Consider the following 20972-nt stretch of genomic DNA (forward strand, 5'->3'; position numbering starts at 1 on the left):
ACGGGATTCGAACCCGTGTTACCGCCGTGAAAAGGCGGTGTCTTAACCCCTTGACCAACGGACCGGAGTTGTTATTTTCAACTCTTACTATTATACCGACTTTTCTTACTTTGTCAACACCTTTTTTTAATTTTTTTCATTTCTCCTGAATTACTTCCTTCAGCTCTCTGAGAAGGGCTTTGCGGCCTTTAAATCGTTCGTCTGCCCAGAGTTTCGGTTAATTTTTTTCTTACAATAATTGTTTTTTTATGAAGCACATATCATTTTTTGAAACATTTTTTCATATTACTCAAGTAACTGTTGCATTCTTATTTTCAGAAAATTTGAATCATTTCCTTTAGGAGAGCATTGACATAGGTGAACTTGTATTTTGTTTTCTATATATCAAAATCTTTGATTTAAATTCGAGTTCCCTCAACTTTTTTTAAAAAAACAGAGAAAACTTGTGCCTCCTCTGTTTATAGTATTTAAGATAATTAATTTTCTTCACTCATTTTTGATTTTACTTCATCATAAGATAGTGCATGTGATTCCTCTTCTACTGTTTCAGGCATCTTTCCTGTTTCGTATAGAGATTTAATTTGTGTACTATCCAATGTTTCGTATTTCAATAATGCTTCTGCAATCAGCTTGTGAGTTTCACGATTTGACTGGATAATTTCAGCAGCTTTGTTTCGTGCTTCATTCAATAATGAACGAACTTCTTCGTCAATTTCATAAGCTGTTTGTTCTGAAATTGATTTTTGAGGGCTTTGTGCACCAAACATGGCATGACTTCCTTCATATTGTACTGGACCAAGTTTTTCACTCATACCATACTCTGTAACCATTGCACGCGCCATCTGAGTCGCTTGTTCGAAGTCATTAGATGCTCCAGTAGTTTGGACGTTAAAGATAATCTCTTCAGCTACACGCCCACCCATTAAGCCAGCTAATTGTTCTTTCATATCTTCTTTAGATAGAAGCATTTGGTCTTCTTTAGGAAGTGCAATCATATATCCGCCTGCACGTCCACGTGGTACTATGGTAACTTTATGAACAACACGGGCATTTGACAATACTAGACCGACAATGGTGTGTCCTGCCTCATGGTAGGCAACCAATTCACGTTCTTTTTGTGAAACTGTCTTGTCTTTCTTAGATGGTCCAGCGATAACACGATCTTCAGCTTCATCAATATCAGAAGCATCAATCACTGATTTATTACGACGAGCTGCAACTAAAGCTGCTTCATTCAATACATTTTCCAAATCAGCACCAACAAAACCTGGAGTTTGTTGTGCTACCAATTTCAAATCTACATCTTCAGCTAAAGGTTTATTTCTAGCATGGACTTTCAAAATTGCTTCGCGTCCCTTAACATCTGGACGACCAACTAATACTTTTCTATCAAAACGGCCTGGACGAAGTAGAGCCGGATCAAGAACATCTGAACGGTTTGTTGCCGCAATGACAATAATTCCTTCATTTCCTTCAAAACCATCCATTTCAATCAAGAGTTGGTTTAAGGTTTGTTCTCGTTCATCATTACCTCCACCTAAACCAACACCACGTTGGCGACCAACGGCATCAATTTCATCAATGAAGATAATAGCTGGTGCTGCTTTTTTTGCGTCCTCAAAGAGAGAACGTACACGGCTCGCACCGACACCGACGAACATTTCTACAAAGTCAGAACCTGAAATACTAAAGAATGGTACACCAGCTTCTCCTGCGACTGCTTTGGCAAGTAATGTTTTACCAGTTCCCGGAGGTCCTTCTAAGAGAACACCAGCTGGAATCCGAGCACCTAATTTTGTAAATCGTTTTGGATCTTTTAAGAATTCAACAACTTCAACAAGTTCTTGTTTTTCTTCCTCTGCGCCTGCGACATCTGAGAAGCGAACTTTGATATCTTCTTTATTAGCAGCCTTAGCTTTACTACGTCCAAAACTCATTGGATTACGTCCGCTATTTCCGCCCATATTTCCCATCATAGAGAAGAGGAAGAAGAATAAGATAGCAAATGGTACTACTGAAACCAGGATGTTAATCCACATACCACTTGAGCTTTCGTGTTTCACTTCAATTTCTGTTTGATGTTCACTTGCTAACTTTTGCAAATCCGCTACAGTTGTATCTGATGGGAGGACAATACTTGTAAATTTCTCTACTTTTGTAGCAGAGGGTGTAAAAAATTGAATTCCCGTTTCCTGTTTCTCTGTCTTAGCAGTTTTGTAGACACCATACACTTCAATAACACTACCACTTGGTTGGTAGGTCATTTCTTTTACATTGTCGTTAGTGATTTCCTGAACCAATTCTGAGTACTTAATTTGTTGACTATGACCAGCAGATCTGCCAGCAAAAAAGTACTGGAATCCTGTCACTAGCAAGAAAATCATCAACAAATAAAGAAATGGATTTTTTATGAAACCATTATTTTGTTTTTGCATTCAAACACTTACCCTTCTATTTTGAGTAAACTTCCTCTTTCAATACACCTACATAAGGAAGGTTACGATAGTTTTCATTATAGTCTAAACCGTAGCCTACAACAAATTCATTTGGAATTGTAAAACATGTATAATCTGCTTCGATTTCTACTGTACGACCTTCTGGTTTATCAAGCATTGTGACAATCTTAACAGAAGCTACTTCTCTTGCAGTAAACATATCTCTCAAACTCTTCAAGGTTTGACCAGTATCAATAATATCTTCTACAAAGACAACATGTCGACCTTTAATATCTTGAGTTACGTCTTGTTTAATATTAATGACACCACTACTTACAGTCCCACCATGATAGCTAGAGACCATCATAAAGTCCATTTCAAGATGTGTATCAATATATTTCACTAATTCTGCCATAAAAGGAATAGATCCTTTTAGAATTCCAACTAAAATCGGATTTTTACCCTCATAATCTTTTGTCAACTGAGCACCCAATTTTTTAGCTGCTTCTGTAATTTCATCTTGTGAAATCAAAATTTTCTTGATATCTTTTTCTAACATGATTTTACCTATCTATTTTTTCTATATAAAGTACAGTGTTCATTATATCATTTTTCATTTTTTTACTCAAATCACTGATTTTAATTCCTAAAACTGAACAAATTTTTCCAAATTGCTCAATGATAATAGCTTTTTCTCGTTTTTCTTTAGGAATTTTTAAATCAATAAAAAGTCGTCTTAGTTTTTTACGATGACCATTTTTTATCAAATAATCACCAGGCTGTCGATGCCGTAAAATCAACGATGTTTCACGAGAAACATTCATCTTTTGAACATTTTCCCCTTTTAGAGGGATTCCAAATGAAAATAAATAACCTTCATAATGAACTTGATTTTGATAGTTTAACACACACTCACTACTTTTTTCATCAGACTTTGGTCTGATTTTACAAATTTTAAAGTGTTGATATTCTTTTACAAGTTCATAACCATTTTTTAAACGATGACGATATTGACTCTTGGTTTTTAAAATATGATGGACCTGTTGGAATTGTTCTTTTGTAATATTTAAATCAGCAAAACGACTAAGGTATTGTTGTAGTAAAACTCGTTGCGTTGCTTCACTAAAAGATAAAAACTGAGTTAAATCTCCCACATTGACTGTTTGAGATAATTCAGTCAGAGCAATTTGATAGTCAGATACTTCTTTTCCAAACTCTAAAAACGCTCTCTTTAGCTGAATATTTTCTTTTTCCAGTTGTGGTAAGTAAATATTACGAACTCGATTGCGAAAATAATGATTTTCTTTATTCGTCCTATCTTCAAAATGCTCAACTTCAGGAAATTCCTTCTTATAAAAGGAGAGCAAGGGACGAATCAATTCTCCTTTATCAAACTCTTGTCTTTCTTTAATAGCTGATAAATGGTGTAATCTACCCCCTCTTATCAATCGCATGAAAATCGTCTCGACCTGGTCGTCTGCATGATGAGCCGTTACAAGAGCACTAGAGGATGTTTCTCTCATCACATCTCTAAAAAATTCATAGCGAAATTGACGAGCTCTCGATTCTGTAAAAACTCCAGAGAAGTTAGCTACATAAATCGGAAATCCAACTTGTTCAGCTAGTTTTATTAATTCATATTCTTCATGATCCGATTCTAATCGTTGTTTATGGTTTACATGAGCTAAAAATAATTCAATCCCAAGTTCTTCTTGGTAAGTTGAAAGGAGATGAAAAAGAAACATCGAATCCAATCCACCAGACAAGGCTAGTACAACTCGTAAATGATCTTTAAAATAACCTTTTTCTAGAAAATGATTTAAAAAATCTTGGTCTCTCATTTTAGGACCTCATAGACATCCTTAGCAATTTTAGAAATGGTATCGTAATCAGAATTTTTGGTAAAAATTGAAATAATGAAAGGAGAATCTGTATAGACTATTCCTACATCGTGTTTAAATTCATCTGCATCCCCAATTTTATGGGCTACCTTAGCAGAAATATTCTTAGCAATCCTCTGATTATCAAAAGCTGTTTGCGATAGAGATTCTAAAACAAAACCATTCTGATTATAAATAGATTCCATAACTTGACCAGCCATTTTAGCTGAAGCTAACTTCTCTGTTACGTTCCACTCTTCACTTGCGATAGTAGCCATTTCTTTTTTAAAGGCTTCATCTGATTTATTCGTAATATAATAAGCAAGAATATTATGAGCTACATTGTCAGATTCTTTCGCTGTCTTTGTAATTAAATCTTTGAGAGTGTAGTCTTTATTGTCCGCTGTTTTAGGGAGGCTTCCACTTCCTTCGGGTTTATAAGAACCAGGGAAATCATTTACTTCAGAAACGTACTTCAATTTCGTGTCAAGTTGGTAATCACCTTGATTGATTTTTTCTTGAACATAATAAAGATAAGGCAATTTCATAACACTAGCAGAGTACATTTTTTGATCTTCGTTAATCCCAGCTTCCTTACCCGTGCTCAATTGTTTAACATAAATAGAAAACTGTTCATTTTGATAATTCGCAGATAACAACTCTTGTACTTTCTGGATACGATTGTCATCGTTGGAAATGTAATCCGTCGAAACCCAACCAATTTGATTGATATGTAAAAATTCCCGTCCCTCAGCAAACACTGACATATCCACTTCAACCTCTTGATAAGGAGCTAAAGTAGTTGTTTTTTCTATTTGATCATAGGGACTATTGTAAATGAAAAATCCAGGTTCTAACCATACTTTTTGGGATAGAGAATTTATTTTTGATGCATCATATAGAAGTCTTTTGTCTGCAGCAACAAACTGATTATTAGATAATTTAAAGACAGGCTGACCTTGTCCATTTAACCGCCATTCTATCACGGATAATATTGTCTCTGCATTGACTTTCCCTGACTCTTTTATCAAATCATCTGAAGCATAAATGGACGTTTCACCATAAAATTTTGGAGATTCTATAGTATCTTGATAATAAAAATGATACGGAGCATGAGTTAAGGAATAAACTTCTTGATTTGGAATGATAACTGGATTCTCAGTGCTTACTACTTGGACACTTTTAAAGAAAATAGGAAGTAGTAATATCACTAAAAATTTACGCATTCTTCTTTTCCTCTTCTTCCTGAAGTCGTAACAGATGATTTTTTTGAGCTAACTCTTCTAATTTTTCATCTGATTGACTTAAAAATTGTTCAACAATATCTAATAAATTTTCCATATTCTATTACCTAGGAAGCAAGTCCGGAATGGTGTATACTTCCTCCCATGATTTTGAATAATAATATTTAGCACGCAAATATTTAGCTGCGTAAGTTTCGTCCTTTAATTTGGTTGCAAGATTTGATTCTTTATCTTTTTCATCGCTCAATTCTTGATACTGTTTTTTCAGATCGGCTAACTGTTGGCGACGTTCGAGTAGTTGCTGATAACTTTGAGTCAAATTATAGGTTGGTAGGATGAACAACAACATAATCAAAATCAAAACCCAGCCCATAAAACGATTTCGTCTTTGTCGTTCTTCCATCAAGTATTTACGACGTTGGTGTTCATTTTGAATAAAAGAATTATTCATTTGTACAATTTTTTTATACATCGTTTTCTACCCTTGTTTCGCTGATAATTTCATACATACCTGCAGCATCTTCTTTTTTAGTGCTATCTTTCATTTCTAACACTTTTACGAGCAACAATTTATTTCCAAAACGAATTTCAACTTGGTCATTGATTTTTAAATCTGTAGAGCTCTTTGCAAGAATACCATTTACCTTGATACGTCCCTTATCTGCAACTTCTTTAGCCACTGTACGACGCTTAATAATTCTTGATACTTTTAAATATTTATCTAATCTCATTTTTATTACCTCAAATTATTATTGTACCATTTTTATCCATTTTATAGAAGAAAAATGTCATACCTAATTTGACTCTTTTGAATCTTTTATGTTTGCTAATGATTCTCCAAAAGTTAAAAGACCTTCTAAAATCTCATAATCCTTTTTATTACGAATATCAAAAACAACTTCGATTAAACCTTGATTTTCTGAAATATTGGCCTTCAAATTTGTCTGAGAAAGAGCCTGGAAATAATCTTGTGTTAAAAATAGTTGTTGCGATATTTTTTCAAACTGAATGACAAGCTTATTATTCTTTCTTTCTACACGATTGACAAATACTTTGTCAAGATATGCTTTGGCTAATCCAATTTCTAAAAGATAAGCAACCACATCTGGATATTCTCCAAAACGATCGATCAACTCATCTTGTAATTCTTCATAGTTGACACGATTGTCAATCTGACGAATTCTCTTGTAAATCTCAATTTTATGTCTTTCATCCGATATATAATCATCTGGGAGATAGGCATCGATTTGTAGGAGTAACTCAGCATTTCCTTTTTCACGTTTTTTGTCAGTTCCATTTTTCTTAGCTATTGCTTCTTCTAACAACTGAGAATACAACTCAAAACCAACAGAATCGATAAATCCAGACTGAGAGCTTCCTAAAAGATTTCCAGCTCCACGAATGGATAAATCACGCATAGCAATTTTGAAACCAGAACCCAGTTCAGTAAAACCTTTGATAGCTTCTAATCTCTTCTCAGAAACTTCTGTCAAAGTTTTATCTGGACGATACATGAGATAAGCATAAGCAATTCGATTACTACGACCAACACGACCTCTTAATTGATACAAGGTTGACAATCCCATATGATCTGCATTTTCTATAAACAAGGTATTAGCATTTGGAATATCTACTCCTGTCTCGATGATTGTTGTAGTTACTAAAATATCATATTGTCCTTCAATGAAATCAAGAAGTGTATTTTCTAAGCGAATTTCACTCATTTGACCATGGACAAATCCAATAGAAGCTTCTGGAATCAGTTCTTGTAACTCTGAAACCTTCTTTTCAATCGTGTCAACTTTGTTGTAAAGATAGTAAACTTGACCACCACGATCCATTTCTCTCAATACAGCATCACGAATGACACGATCATTCTGTTCAAGGACATAGGTTTGTACAGGATATCGATTGGTTGGAGGAGTTTCGATGACTGATAAATCTCGGATACCTAGCATAGACATATGAAGAGTTCGAGGAATTGGTGTCGCTGTCAAGGTTAAGACATCAACCTTCTTTTTTAATTCCTTCAAAGCTTCCTTATGCTTAACACCAAAACGTTGCTCTTCATCAATAATCATCAACCCCAAATCAGCAAACTCAACATCTTTAGACAAGACTCGATGGGTCCCTATCAAGATGTCTACTTGACCTTTTTTTAACTTCTCAAGTGTTTCAGTCTGTTCTTTTTTACTTCTGAAGCGACTCAAAACATCTACGTTGACAGCAAATTGTTCAAATCTTTCCTTGAAATTACTGTAATGTTGCTGAGCAAGAACGGTTGTTGGCACTAAAACGACAACCTGTTTATGATCATTGACAGCCTTAAATGCAGCTCGCATAGCTACTTCTGTCTTACCAAAACCAACATCTCCAACTAAAAGTCGGTCCATCGGTTGAGAAGCCTGCATATCTTTCTTAATCTCTTCGATACTTCGAAGTTGGTCCTCAGTCTCTACATATGGGAATGCTTCGTCAAAAGCGTTTTGTTCTTCATCATCTTTTGAAAATTCAAAACCTTTAAGTTGACTTCTCTCTGCATATAACTTAATTAAGTCATCTGCAATATCTTCAACTTGACTCTTTACTTTTTGCTTCGCTTTTTTAAAACGTCCATCGTTTAATTTGTTTAACTTTGGAGCTTTTCCATCACTTGAAACATATTTAGATAAGGTTTGAATTTGTTCTACAGGAATAGAAATACGATCACCATTTTGATATAGGACACTTACGTAGTCTCGATGAATTCCTTTGATTTCAATCGTTTCAATCCCTAAATATTGACCAATACCATGGATTTGATGAACAACATAGTCTCCTTTTTGGAGTTCATTATAATCCTTTAATCGTTCAGCGTTACTGATATTTTGTCTTCGATACTTGCGTTTAATCTTCTTTTTAAAAATTTCATATTCAGTAATAAATACAAGATTCTCATCTACAAAATGAAACCCATGACGAAGATTTCCTTCTACAAGATTGACAGTTCCTTTACAGATTTCACTTTCATTACTATTATCAACTTTAATATCGTATTCATCAAGAATCGTTGACAGTTTCTTTAGTTCAGTTTTACTACTTGATTGAAGAACAATCGTATACTTTAATTTTTTGTAACGTTCAATTTCTTCTTTCAGAAAAGAAAACTGATTAAAGAACTCTTGCATAGGATATTGATTGAACTGGTAGAGATTATTAAATTTCAAATTTCCAAGCCCTTTTTGAAAATTTGAAAAGAAACTCGCTGGTACATATTTTTTAAACTGACTTTCTACATCAGCAAAATATTGTAAACTTGATACTGCTTTACTATTATGTAAATCTTCTGTAAAGTAGCTAGCTGTTTCCTTATCAAAAGCATCGTACTGGTTCATGATTTTTTGAAAATCATCAAATATAACAGGAACTTGATTCAAATAGTCTATCAAGGTCCACTGTTTTTTATAAAATACAGACAAAAACTTGCGAATATCCGCATGAAGAACTTGCTCTTTCGTACAACTAAAAACTTCTTCTAGGTAAGACTTTAAAGTTGGAGATAGTGCCTTATCAATCTCATGTTCTAAAAATTTCTGACCACGATGATAATCTTCATTTGTTAACAAAATATCACTAGCTGGATAGATTAGTACTTGAGTTTTACTATCTTTTGATAATTGAGTTTCAGTATCAAATTCTCTAATGCCATCAATCTCATCACCGAAAAATTCAATCCGATAAGGACAAATTTGAGAGGTTTCAAATATATCTAGAATATCTCCACGAAGGCTAAATTCTCCCTGACTTTGAACTTGTGTAACTTTCTTATAACCAAGAGAAATCAAGTGATTCTTTAATTCTCTTTGTTCGCATTCTTGCCCCACTTGAAGTTCTAAGATACTATCATCAAAAACTTGAGGATTCGGCAAGAATACTCGACTAGCTGCGACGTTACAAACTAAAATCCCTCTTTGAGACTCATTTCTTAGAAACCGCAAAGCTTCAACCCGAGAAAAAAACTTTTCCTGAGATGATACCAAAAATTCGACCATCGGTGAATCATCTACTAGAAATGGATAAACTAGATCCGAACCTAATATGGAGATTAAATCATTAATCAGACGCTCAGCCTCTCCATATGTGGAAGTCATCACTAAAACCTTATCCTGACTCTTCAGACTACTAGCAATCGCTAAAGATTTTGCTGAGCCAGAAAGACCTAGCAATAATTGTCTTTGTTTCTGTGGTAAGTTCTCATGCCAAGATAGAATTTGTTTATTCTCTAAAAAGAAATCGATTAATGCCATTTCCTTACCCATTATATTTCTGCATCGTCTTTTCAAAGTTTTTTTCTTGTAAATAATAATTTACAGCATCGTCAACCTTGTCAATTGACTGTAAAATACCAATATAATCTTCTTGATCAAACTTACTCAAAACATGATGAACTACTGACATTCCTTTTTTAGGTCTTCCAATGCCAATCTTTACACGATTGAAAACCTGTGTACCAATATGTTGAATAATCGACTTAATTCCATTATGACCACCAGCTGATCCTTTAGCACGAAGACGAATTTTTCCGACTTCCATGTCAAGATCATCGTAAATAATCAGTAAATCTTCAATATCTAAACCATAGTAGGTTAACAATGCATGAACAGCTTTTCCACTTTCATTCATAAAAGTCGTCGGTTTCACCAGATAAATTTTTTCCCCATTAAGGAAAAATGAAGCTAGTTCAGCTTGGAATATCTTATCGTGTGTAAAGGTAACATTCTGTTTTTTTGCTAGTTGGTCAATCAGCATAAATCCAACATTGTGTTTGGTTTCAAAATATTTATCCCCTGGATTTCCCAATCCTACAAGTAATTTGGTCATTTATTTTTCCTTTCAAAAGCCAAAAGGGTTGGAATTTTTTTCCAACCTAATTGACACTATTTATTAAATGTTATTAAACGTTAAAGCGGAATTCCATGATATCGCCATCTTGCACGACATATTCTTTTCCTTCTTCACGCAAGCGTCCAGCTTCTTTTACAGCCTTTTCAGAACCGTATTTCACTAGATCCTCATATGACATGGTAACTGCACGAATAAAGCCTTTTTCAAAGTCTGAGTGGATAATACCAGCTGCTTGAGGAGCCTTCATACCACGTTTAAAGGTCCAAGCGCGAACCTCTTTTTCACCAGCTGTGAAGTAAGTTCCAAGCCCAAGCAAGTGATATGCTGCACGAGTCAACTTGTCAACGCCTGATTCTGTTAACCCAAGTGCTTCAAGAAACTCTTGCTTGTCTTCATCGTCTAACTCAGAAATTTCTTCCTCAGCACGCGCAGAAATAACTACTACTTCAGCATTTTCTGTCGCTGCAAATTCGCGAATTTGTTTGACATAGTCGATAGAGTCAGGTTCTGAAACCACATCCTCATCTACATTGGCAACATAAAGAACTGGTTTAGTTGTCAAAAGGAAGAGACCTTTGACAACTTTTTGTTCTTCATCTGTAAATTCGATGGTGCGAGCTGATTTTCCATCTTCAAGAACAGGTTTAATCTTTTGGAGAACGTTAAATTCTGCAACTGATTCCTTATCTTTTTGCGTACGCGCCATTTTTTCTACACGCGCATAGCGTTTATTGACTGATTCTAAGTCAGCAAGAATCAACTCTAGGTTAATGGTATCAATATCTGCTAGTGGATCCACAAAGGCATCTTCACGACCTTGTTCACGCATGACATTTTCATCATCAAAGGCACGAACCACATGAACAATCGCATCAACTTCACGGATGTTGGCCAAGAATTTATTCCCAAGACCTTCTCCTCTTGATGCTCCTTTTACAATCCCTGCAATATCTGTAAATTCAAAGGTTGTTGGAACTGTCTTTTTAGGAGTAATCATTTCCGTCAATTTTTGGAGGCGTTCATCTGGAACTTCTACCATTCCAACGTTTGGATCAATGGTCGCAAAAGGATAGTTTGCAGCCTCTGCTCCTGCTTTTGTAATTGCATTAAATAGGGTTGATTTACCAACGTTTGGTAAACCTACAATACCTGCTGTTAAAGCCATAGTTTCTCATTCTCCGTTCACATTTCAATCTTCAATATTATAACACAAAAAGGGAAAACTTGCTAACTCTCTTATGATGGTGGGTTAGTCGATGATTTTACTCATTTTTCTTTCAAAGTCATAGCGACTCATCATGACCACATGATCACAATTACTACATTTTATCTTGATGTCTGCTCCAACACGGGTAATTTCCCAGCGATTTGCTTTTTTACCAGTTGACTTGATTGTACAAGCGTGTGGTTTTTTCATTTCAACAAAATTTCCAACTTTATACATAGTTAGTCTCCTTTTTCTTTTTCGATTATATCATAAAAGAGGCGAGCTAGGCTCAACCTCTTTCCATTAATTTGTACGAACTGGCGTGATGAGCTGCATGAAGTCTTCATCTGTATCAGCTGGAACCAGAGTAAATGGACGAACTGCTGAAATAAAGCTGATTGTAACTTTTTCGCTATTCAAAGCTTTTAATGCCTCAATCAAATAAGTTGGGTTGAAACTAATTGTCAAATCAGCACCACTTACATTTTCAGTATCAATTTCTTCGTTTACTTTCCCTACTTCTGGAGAATGAACATGAGCACTTACAACTCCTTCTTTGATTTCTAATTTAACAGTACCATTTTGTGTCGCACTTGATAAGAGGCGAGCACGTTCCATAGACTGGCGTAGTTTAGAAACATCAAAAGTCACTGTTGTATTGAAATCTGTTGGAATCAATCGATCGGTATCTGGATAATTTCCTTCTAAGAGACGTGTGTAGAAGCTAATATTTTCACTTCTAAAGAGAATTTGATTATTGGCGAAGAAAATCTCCACTGTTTCGATATCATCCGTAAAAACAGCTGAAAATTCGCGTAGCGAACGACTTGGGATGACAACATCAAAATCATCGCTATTTTTTTCAAGAGTCAACTTTTTCTGACTAAGACGGTGAGAGTCTGTCGCAACTGTTTTTAATTCTTTGTGGTTGCTTAAAACAAAGTGGACACCTGTCAAAATAGGACGGCTTTCTTGGGTACTAGCTGCAAAAGCTGTTTCATTGATAATCTTTTTAAGAAGTTTTGTTTCAAGAAGTAAAGGATTGCTTGCAGAAATTTCCTGAATACGTGGATATTGCTCACTATCTTTTCCTTTAAGAGTAATCTCTGATTTTCCACTAGTTAAGACAATTTGCTTTTGTTCAATCTCTTTAAAATCAAGTGTTACATCTGGAAGGCTTGAAACAACATTGATAAAGAAAGAAGCTTCCAGTAGAACTGAACCTAAAGAGTTAATCAAGAGACCTGCATTTTCATTTTTTTGCGAGATAAAATTTTCGATTGAGATTTGACCATTTGATCCAATCAAGGTAATTCCTTCATTGGTAACATCAATTTTTACAGTCGATAAAATAGGAATTGCATTCTTTGAGCTAATAGCTCTCTTTGTTGTATTTAAGGCTTGTAAAAATAAGTTTTTATTAATTGAAAAATGAATCATGGATTCTCCTTTATTCTTTTTATTATTAGAAGGATAATAGTAATAATAGAGCGTGTGAAATCTGTGGAAAAACACTTGTAATCAAGAAAACTCAAGGACAGAGCCTTGTTTAAAAGATGTGGATAAATAAGAGATTTTTTAAAAAGTTATCCACAAGTTATTTAATTTTCTTTTTGATGTTTTCAATTTCTATACGTAAATTATCATCTGTTTCAAGCATGGATTTGATTTTTCCATGAGCGTGAATGACCGTTGTGTGGTCTTTACCACCAAACTCTTTTCCAATCTTAGGAAGGCTATTATCAGTCATTTCTCTGGCTAGATACATGGCAACTTGACGGGCTAAAACGATATTTTGAACACGTCTAGTTCCTTTCATTTCCTTGACACTAACACCATAGAAGTTTCCAACTTCTGTCTGGATTTTATCAATTGGAATCACGATCATTTTGCTAACGTCTTGTTTACGAGCACGAATAGCTTCAGCTGCAATGTCAACTGTGATATCGTTAATTTTTTTGACTTTGGCCATTAGGCTGATATCGTTGAGTGCTCCTTCGAGTTCTCGCACGTTAGAGTCAAATTGTCCAGCCAAATATTCGAGTGTATCATTCTGAAAATGATAGTTGAGATGTTCAGTCTTACTCTGTAAAATCGCAATACGTGTTTCAAAATCAGGTGGTGTGATATCTGTCGTTAATCCCCACGAGAAGCGCGTGACCAGACGTTCAGGTAGACTCTCTAAATGTTCAGGTCTACGGTCACTCGTTAAAACAATCTGTTTATTATTATTGTGAAGGGCGTTAAATGTATTGAAAAACTCTTCCTGAGTTTGTACTTTCTTTCCACTAAGTGATTGAATATCATCAATGAGTAGGAGGTCTAAACTACGGTAAGTTTTCTTGAATTTTTCCATATCATTAAGTCTCAAATGCTCTAGAAATTCATTAATAAAACTTTCAGCAGGTATGTATTTTACACGCGCATTTGGGCTCTTTTTTAGAATTTCATTTCCAAGGGCATTTAACAGGTGAGTTTTTCCAAGTCCAGGCCCTCCGTAGATAAATAGAGGATTGTAAGTTAATCCTGGATCTTCAGAAACAGCCAAAGCAGCAGACTTAGCCCAAACATTACCATCCCCTTGAACAAAATTATCGAAAGTATACTTTTCCTTGAGTCCAGTTTCAGAATATGGAATAGTGGATTGACTTGGTTGATAATCGTTGCCAGGTTCAGACTCGAAAGCTACTTGTGAGCTCGCTTCTTCAACTTTCGTGAAGATATAATGAGCTTTTATTTCAGTATCATAGATTTCAAAACCTGCTGCTAAAAGCATCCCATTGATATTTCGTTCCCAGAATATCTGCATTTCATCGCGGGGTAAGAAAATCGTTACAGTATTTTCTTCAACTTTAACCAGTTTTGCGTCTAAAATATAGAAATCATAAACTGACTGAGTTAATTTATCATGTGCAAGTTCTAAAAGACGATTCCAAAATTGTTTTTCCTTCAATGATTTTCTCCTCCTTTACTATAGAATTTAAAAGGTTTATTGATAGAATCATTTTACCATAGATAAGATTATTTTTCCACAAGTTGTGGAAAACAATTAACAATGTTTTTAAATGTTATCCACAAAATGTGGATAACTAAGAAAAATTCTGAAATACTGGGCTTTTAAAAACTAAAATGCAGTGGATAACTATGTTCGTTAAGAATACTAAAATAACAGCCTTATTTCAGGCTGTTAATAAATTGTTGGTATTCATCTTGGTTATGGAAGGAAATTGAAATTTTACCACTATCTTTTTTTTGTAGCTTAATCTGAACATCTAATCCGAGTATTTTTTTCAATTTTTGCTCTTCGTCTTTGACAAAGTGGTCTTTTTCTTTTTTGCTGCTCTTCTTCGTTTTTTGTAGTATTTGTTCAACTTGTCGAACAGAGAGATTTTCAGTTTGAATACGATTCAAGAGTTTGTCTTGTTTATCACTTGATAATTGAATGAGGAGTCTAGCATGAGCTTGAGAAAGTCTACCACTTTCAACCTCTATCAGGATATGTTTAGGTAGTCCTAATAATCGAACTAGGTTTGTAATATAAGGTCGAGATTTTCCCATTTTTTCAGCAATTTCTGTGTGGGTAAAACCTTTATCAATTAAGGATTGATATGCTTTAGCTTCCTCGATAGGATTTAAATTTTCTCGTTGGAGATTCTCAATGATAGAATGAAGCATCATATCTTGATCAGAAAGTTGCTTAACAATGACTGGAACTTCTGAAAGTCCAGCAGCTATTGAAGCGCGATACCGTCTTTCTCCAGCTAGAATTTCATATCCAAGTACTGGAGATTTTCTAACGATGATTGGCTGAATCAAGCCGTTTTCCTTAATAGAATGGGCCAGTTCTTGTATTTTTTCTTCTGAAAATTCCTTCCGAGGTTGATAGGGATTTTTTTGAATATCTTTTATTTGAACAATTTTAAATTCTTCCATAATTCTACATTAACACAACTTAGATATTCTGTAAAGCAACTTTACATATCTGTAAACTATTGTTCCAAATCACTAGTACTCTTATCTAATTTAATGGTAGTTGTTTCTTCCTTGCCATTACGGTAGTATGTAATGGTCATGCTATCTCCGATAGAATGGCTATATAGAGCACTTTGTAATTCAGTAGTTGAAGAAATAGCTTTATCATCCACTTTTGTAATGACGTCATATTGTTGTAGATGTCCATTGGCAGGCATACTAGTTATAACAGAACGAACAACTACTCCTGCAGTGACACTTGATGGTACATTCAATCTTTGTAAATCAGTGCTACTAAGATTTGAAAGGTTGACCATTTGAATGCCCAAGGCTGGTCGAGTGACTTTTCCATTCTTTTCCAATTGATTGATAATATTGATGGCATCGTTTGAAGGAATGGCAAAACCAAGTCCTTCCACAGACGTTCCACCGTTTGTGGCGATTTTACTAGATGTAATTCCGATTACTTGTCCCTGAATATTGATTAAGGGACCGCCAGAGTTTCCAGGGTTGATGGCTGTATCTGTTTGGATAGCCTTTGTAGAGATAGCTTGTCCATCTTCAGATTTTAAAGAAACATTTCTATTCAAACTTGACACGATGCCTTGTGTCACGGTATTGGCATATTCAGAACCTAGAGGGCTTCCGATTGCAATAGCTGTTTCTCCAACTGTTAGTTGATCAGAATCTCCAAATTCGGCTACTGTAGTCACCTTATCTGCAGTAATTTTTACAACTGCAATGTCAGAATAAGTATCAGAACCAACAATTTCACCTGGAACTTTAGTCCCATCTGCTAAACGAATATCAACTTTTTTAGCGCCATTAATAACGTGAGTATTGGTTACGAGGTAAGCAAAGTTACCTTCTTTTTTATAAATAACTCCAGAACCTTCACTAGATACTTGCTCAGTATTTGTATCTGTATCAGTCTCTGTAGATCCAAATAAACTATTTTGGGAGTTTGCGGAGTAAGTAATGACAGATACTACAGCATCTTTAACTTTATCGACTGCCTGTGTGGTTGAGTTTTCATTTTTTACAGCTGTTTTGCTGACAGTGGTGGTATTTGTTGGATTAGTGTTTTGTTTTTGACTTAGCTGCAATGTCGTAAAAGTACCTAAAACACCACTAAAAAAGCTAATGAGAATGACTACTAAAAGTTGTCCCCATTTTTTGGAACTAGTTTTTAAGTTTTTCATAGAAGCCTCCATGTTTTTTAATCAATGAAAGTATAAAATAGCTAGCTTAATCCAAGCTTAAAAACAAAAAGTTTTTCACAACTTGTGGATAACTTTCAAAAACCTGTGAATTTATTAAAGTTTTTCAAAATCTTATCTGTGAATAAGATGTGAAATTGAGTGTGAATATGTTAGAATAGAAGAATGAAAATTAAAGTGGTAACAGTTGGAAAACTGAAAGAAAAATATCTCAAAGATGGCATAGCAGAATACTCCAAGAGAATTTCACGATTTGCTAATCTAGAAATGATTGAGTTGGCTGATGAAAAAACACCAGATCGGGCCAGCGAATCTGAAAATCAAAAGATTTTGGAGTTGGAAGGGAACCGCATTCTTGCTAAAGTAGGGGAACGTGATTTTGTAGTTGTTTTAGCTATTGAAGGAACAACTTTTTCTTCTGAAGAGTTCAGTAAGCAGCTTGAAAGGGCTTCTATCAATGGATTTTCGACAATCATTTTTATCATTGGTGGGAGTTTAGGACTATCTCCAGAGGTGAAAAAAAGAGCCAATCTCTCTGTTAGTTTTGGGAGATTGACGCTTCCTCATCAACTAATGAGATTAGTCTTAGTAGAACAAATTTATAGAGCGTTTTCGATTCAACAGGGCTCTCCCTATCATAAATAGATGATTGACTAAGCTAGATTTTTTTGATAAGATAGATTAGTAAGGTCTCATAGCTCAGCTGGATAGAGCATTCGCCTTCTAAGCGAACGGTCGCAGGTTCGAATCCTGCTGGGATCAGTTAAATCGTAAGCTGGGAAAAATCCCAGCTTTTTTTGTAAAAAGTTGACATTTCAGAAGAAAATTTGAGCATTTGAGAGATAATTCTCTATAGGTATCGTAGATTTTATATAATATTTTTGTAAGTTAATTTACAAGAAAAACATTATAGGAGTTTATATTATGAAAAAGAATACAGATTTTGCTCAAATGAAAGATTTCCAAGAATTGAACGAAAAAGAACTGCAGGAAATTAGAGGTGGGGATATTAGGAGTTTTAAGTTTTTAAATAAAATATTTCCGAAGAAGTAGTTTATTAAAAGATAGGGAGAACATAATGGATTTATTTGGTGTGGTAATAGCTATTTTTTATGTTTTTATTATTAGTAAAATTTATAAATGGATTTGTAAAGCAACTAGAAAAGAACAATGTATTTTTAGTATTTATATCTTTCTACTACAATTGACAGTGGAAGAAGGTACTTATTTGGTATCTGCTAGTAGTTTTGGATTGTCTAAATTTTTATTTCCTTTCCTCCTATTTACTTACTTTATTGGATTTAAGAAGTATGAGAAGTCTAAGGGAATTTTTATCAGTCTGTTATTTTCTCTCTTATATCATACTACTAATAACTTTTTATCTGTAACCTTATCATCTATTACAGGAGATGAGTTTGCATTGAAGTATAACAATTATTTTTCTCTATTTATCCTGATCTTAACTTATTTGGTTATTAAAGTTGTTGTTTCTTATTTCCATCTCGAATTTAAATATTTTGATAAAGACTATCTATATCCTTTTCTGAAGAAAGTGCTCTTTGCATTTGTTTTTCTACACGTTGTCTCTTTCACTTCAGATATTGTGAGTACGATTCGTCACTTAAATGGTTTTGGAAGTATTTTATCATCCATTGTTTTTGTTGGCTTACTTTTGACTTTTTTCTCCATGAATTCTCATAAAGTTCAGATAGAAAAAGAGATTGAATTGGAACAAAAGAAGTTTGAGCAAAAACATTTACAAACTTACACGGATGAGATTGTTTCCTTATATAATGAAATTCGTGGTTTTCGTCATGACTATACAGGCATGCTTGTCAGCTTAAGAATGGCGATTGAAAGTAAAGATTTACAAGAGATTGACAGAGTTTACAGTGAAGTTCTTGTCAAAGCAAATCAAAAATTACGTTCAGATAAGTATACCTATTTCGATTTGAACAATATTGAGGACTCAGCGCTTCGAAGTTTGATTGCCCAATCTATTGTCAATGCGAAAACTAATGATGTAGAGTACACATTAGAGGTAAAAGATATTATTACACCTTTATCTATGGAATTGTTAGATTTGGTGCGCGTGATGAGCGTTCTGCTCAATAATGCTGTTGAAGGGGCAGTTGAAAGCTATCAAAAACAACTAGAGGTAGCTATCATCAAGTTGGATCTTGAAACCCTAGTTGTCATCCAAAACTCTTGTAAAAAAAGAAAGGTAAAATCCGAAGATTTATTTGAATTAGGATTTTCAACTAAAGGAAGACATAGAGGACTTGGACTTAATAATGTTAAAGAAATTTTAGGAAAATATGACAATGTTATTTTAGAAACAGAAATTGATAATGATGTATTTAAACAAGTAATTAGATTTAAGAGGGAACTGATATGAAAGTATTGATTTTAGAAGATATTATAGAACACCAAGTAAGGTTGGAAACAACTCTAAATAAAATTTCTAAGGAAACAAATATTCCTATCTCCTATAAAACAACAGGAAAAGTGAGAGAGTTTATGGAATATGTAGAGCATGATGAAGTCAATCAGCTTTATTTTCTAGATATTGATATCAATGGGATTGAGAGAAAAGGATTTGAGGTTGCTCAATTTATTCGCCATCGCAATCCTTATGCGATTATTGTTTTTATTACAAGTCGATCTGAATTTGCTACTTTGACTTATAAATACAAAGTTTCAGCATTGGATTTCATTGATAAAGAAACCAGTGATCAAGTTTTTAAAAATAGAGTTGCCGACTGTGTGCTTTACACTAAGACTACTTTACTTGAAAACCAATCAGTCGTTGATTATTTTGATTATAGTTATAAAGGAAATGATCTTTGTATTCCTTATCATGATATTCTCTACATTGAAACAACGGGAACTTCTCATAAATTACGAATTGTAGGTAAGAATTTTGCCAAAGAATTCTATGGAACAATGACAGATATTCAAGAAAAGGATAAGGAAACCCAACGTTTTTATCTAGCTCACAAGTCATTTTTAGTCAATATCGGTAATGTGAGAGAAATTGATCGTAAAAAAATGGAAGTTGTATTTTATGAAGATCATCGTTGTCCTATCTCTCGCCTAAAAACTAAAAAATTGAGAGAACTAATGGCTAAAAACCAAAAAAAGTAATTGACAATTTTTGATAAATTGATATAATGGTTATATCTGCTACAGGTAGAGGGTCCGTGGTTAAGAAATCGTCTTTTCATAGCGGTAATACGGGTTCGAATTCCGTACGGACTATTTAATCCGCCATAGCTCAGTTGGTAGTAGCGCATGACTGTTAATCATGATGTCGTAGGTTCGAGTCCTACTGGCGGAGTCAGATGAAAGGAACACTAATTTGGTGTTCCTTTTTTTGATTCTTTGTCCGATGTAATGAGGGGAGGCATACCTAACATACGGAGAGATAATGATTTGTGTCCGAAAATAAAACTAAGGAAATTGTATTGCATTAGTATTAGCCTAATAAGAACAACAAAATAGGCTCCATCATTCCTATGGTGGTTTTACCCACTACAGAAATTATAGAGCCTAAATATTATAGAGCTTTTTTGTTAATTTGTATCTCCTAACATTTTCATTAAAAAGTTCGTGATTTCTTGTGGACTTTCTTTTTTTCCATGGGCAATCCAGGTTTGACAGACTCCAAAGAGAGCATTTGTTAGGTAGACGCTACTATATTCTAATTCTACTTCATTTAGTTTGAGTTGCATAAAACGTTTTTGAAGGTCCGTGCTCAGTAGGATGTGAAGCTTATTTCTCAGGAAATTTTGAATTTCCTTGGTTCCATTTTCAGATAAAAGAGCTGCTAGAAGCGGTTCTGATTCCAAGTATTCAAATACTTCTAGAATAGCATCTCGTTTGTGATTAGCATGTTTTTGAAAGATATATTCGAAGGTATGAAATAGTTTACTTTGGTAATGTTCAATCATGTCGTATTTATCTTTGTAATGAGTATAGAAACTGGAGCGGCTAATTCCAGCTTTTTGCGCTAATTTAACAGTTGTAATCTGATCGAATGGTTGTTCCATCAATAATTCTACCATAGCATTTTCGATAATGCGCTTGGTTTTTAATCGTTTATTACTTTCTTGCATGTTCCCTCCAGA

General features: G+C 34.4%; 20 protein-coding genes and 2 tRNA genes. 6 read left to right on the forward strand and 16 right to left on the reverse strand.

Annotated elements, in window-relative coordinates; translation table 11 throughout:
* Window positions 1-476 precede the first annotated feature (476 nt).
* The 15 genes from ftsH to GEZ89_RS00780 all read right to left on the reverse strand — a co-directional run bounded on the left by ftsH (window position 477) and on the right by GEZ89_RS00780 (window position 16824).
* Window positions 477-2435 (reverse strand): ATP-dependent zinc metalloprotease FtsH, encoded by a 1959-nt coding sequence (ftsH, locus tag GEZ89_RS00715; protein ID WP_153224622.1) that lies wholly within the window; start codon window positions 2433-2435, stop codon window positions 477-479.
* Window positions 2436-2451: 16 nt separating this feature from the next.
* Complete coding sequence (gene hpt, locus GEZ89_RS00720) at window positions 2452-2994, reverse strand: hypoxanthine phosphoribosyltransferase (protein WP_153224623.1); 543 nt, start codon at window positions 2992-2994, stop codon at window positions 2452-2454.
* A gap of 4 nt (window positions 2995-2998) precedes the next feature.
* Window positions 2999-4276 (reverse strand): tRNA lysidine(34) synthetase TilS, encoded by a 1278-nt coding sequence (tilS, locus tag GEZ89_RS00725; protein ID WP_153224624.1) that lies wholly within the window; start codon window positions 4274-4276, stop codon window positions 2999-3001.
* A complete protein-coding gene (locus GEZ89_RS00730; protein ID WP_153224625.1) occupies window positions 4273-5541 on the reverse strand; it encodes a serine hydrolase in 1269 nt (422 codons plus the stop codon). Before GEZ89_RS00730 ends, tilS begins: the two co-directional genes overlap by 4 nt.
* Window positions 5534-5656 (reverse strand): SP_0009 family protein, encoded by a 123-nt coding sequence (locus tag GEZ89_RS09765; protein ID WP_261676148.1) that lies wholly within the window; start codon window positions 5654-5656, stop codon window positions 5534-5536. Before GEZ89_RS09765 ends, GEZ89_RS00730 begins: the two co-directional genes overlap by 8 nt.
* Before the next feature lie 6 nt (window positions 5657-5662).
* Entirely contained in the window at window positions 5663-6031 is a 369-nt protein-coding gene (locus GEZ89_RS00735; protein ID WP_000277028.1) for a septum formation initiator family protein, read from the reverse strand.
* Window positions 6024-6290, reverse strand: coding sequence for an RNA-binding S4 domain-containing protein (locus tag GEZ89_RS00740; protein WP_001234970.1), 267 nt, complete (start codon window positions 6288-6290; stop codon window positions 6024-6026). Before GEZ89_RS00740 ends, GEZ89_RS00735 begins: the two co-directional genes overlap by 8 nt.
* Window positions 6291-6353: 63 nt before the next feature.
* The gene (gene mfd, locus GEZ89_RS00745) at window positions 6354-9857 is read right to left on the reverse strand and encodes a transcription-repair coupling factor (protein ID WP_194251810.1); all 3504 of its coding nucleotides are present in this window, start codon (window positions 9855-9857) and stop codon (window positions 6354-6356) included.
* The gene (gene pth, locus GEZ89_RS00750) at window positions 9850-10419 is read right to left on the reverse strand and encodes an aminoacyl-tRNA hydrolase (RefSeq protein ID WP_045613244.1); all 570 of its coding nucleotides are present in this window, start codon (window positions 10417-10419) and stop codon (window positions 9850-9852) included. The genes mfd and pth overlap by 8 nt, the downstream gene beginning before the upstream one ends.
* 73 nt (window positions 10420-10492) lie before the next feature.
* Window positions 10493-11608, reverse strand: coding sequence for a redox-regulated ATPase YchF (ychF, locus tag GEZ89_RS00755; protein ID WP_153224627.1), 1116 nt, complete (start codon window positions 11606-11608; stop codon window positions 10493-10495).
* 84 nt (window positions 11609-11692) lie between these two features.
* A complete protein-coding gene (locus GEZ89_RS00760) occupies window positions 11693-11887 on the reverse strand; it encodes a DUF951 domain-containing protein (protein ID WP_153224628.1) in 195 nt (64 codons plus the stop codon).
* Window positions 11888-11953: 66 nt separating this feature from the next.
* Window positions 11954-13090, reverse strand: coding sequence for a DNA polymerase III subunit beta (dnaN, locus tag GEZ89_RS00765; RefSeq protein WP_153224629.1), 1137 nt, complete (start codon window positions 13088-13090; stop codon window positions 11954-11956).
* Window positions 13091-13247: 157 nt separating this feature from the next.
* A complete protein-coding gene (gene dnaA, locus GEZ89_RS00770; RefSeq protein ID WP_153224630.1) occupies window positions 13248-14603 on the reverse strand; it encodes a chromosomal replication initiator protein DnaA in 1356 nt (451 codons plus the stop codon).
* Between the two features lie 221 nt (window positions 14604-14824).
* Entirely contained in the window at window positions 14825-15583 is a 759-nt protein-coding gene (locus tag GEZ89_RS00775) for a ParB/RepB/Spo0J family partition protein (RefSeq protein ID WP_153224631.1), read from the reverse strand.
* A gap of 56 nt (window positions 15584-15639) precedes the next feature.
* Entirely contained in the window at window positions 15640-16824 is a 1185-nt protein-coding gene (locus tag GEZ89_RS00780) for a S1C family serine protease (RefSeq protein ID WP_153224632.1), read from the reverse strand.
* A 183-nt stretch (window positions 16825-17007) separates the two neighbouring features.
* Between GEZ89_RS00780 and rlmH the strand changes: the two genes are divergently transcribed.
* The 6 genes from rlmH (at window position 17008) to GEZ89_RS00810 (ending at window position 20182) form a co-directional block, all read left to right on the forward strand.
* Complete coding sequence (gene rlmH, locus GEZ89_RS00785) at window positions 17008-17487, forward strand: 23S rRNA (pseudouridine(1915)-N(3))-methyltransferase RlmH (protein ID WP_153224633.1); 480 nt, start codon at window positions 17008-17010, stop codon at window positions 17485-17487.
* Window positions 17488-17530: 43 nt separating this feature from the next.
* Window positions 17531-17604, forward strand: a tRNA-Arg gene (locus GEZ89_RS00790).
* Window positions 17605-17766: 162 nt separating this feature from the next.
* Complete coding sequence (locus tag GEZ89_RS00795; RefSeq protein WP_080980046.1) at window positions 17767-17895, forward strand: ComC/BlpC family leader-containing pheromone/bacteriocin; 129 nt, start codon at window positions 17767-17769, stop codon at window positions 17893-17895.
* Window positions 17896-17920: 25 nt separating this feature from the next.
* Window positions 17921-19240 carry a competence system sensor histidine kinase ComD gene (comD, locus tag GEZ89_RS00800; RefSeq protein WP_153224634.1) on the forward strand — a complete coding sequence of 440 codons (1320 nt, stop codon included), beginning with the start codon at window positions 17921-17923 and terminating at the stop codon, window positions 19238-19240.
* Window positions 19237-19989, forward strand: coding sequence for a competence system response regulator transcription factor ComE (comE, locus tag GEZ89_RS00805; protein ID WP_049530388.1), 753 nt, complete (start codon window positions 19237-19239; stop codon window positions 19987-19989). Before comD ends, comE begins: the two co-directional genes overlap by 4 nt.
* A gap of 119 nt (window positions 19990-20108) precedes the next feature.
* Window positions 20109-20182, forward strand: a tRNA-Asn gene (locus GEZ89_RS00810).
* A 235-nt stretch (window positions 20183-20417) separates the two neighbouring features.
* On the opposite strand, the gene GEZ89_RS00815 is transcribed toward GEZ89_RS00810, so the two are convergent.
* Window positions 20418-20960 (reverse strand): TetR/AcrR family transcriptional regulator, encoded by a 543-nt coding sequence (locus GEZ89_RS00815; protein ID WP_061863863.1) that lies wholly within the window; start codon window positions 20958-20960, stop codon window positions 20418-20420.
* Between the last annotated feature and the right edge of the window lie 12 nt (window positions 20961-20972).

Source organism: Streptococcus mitis (genome assembly GCF_009496285.1).
Taxonomy (GTDB): domain Bacteria; phylum Bacillota; class Bacilli; order Lactobacillales; family Streptococcaceae; genus Streptococcus; species Streptococcus mitis_BP.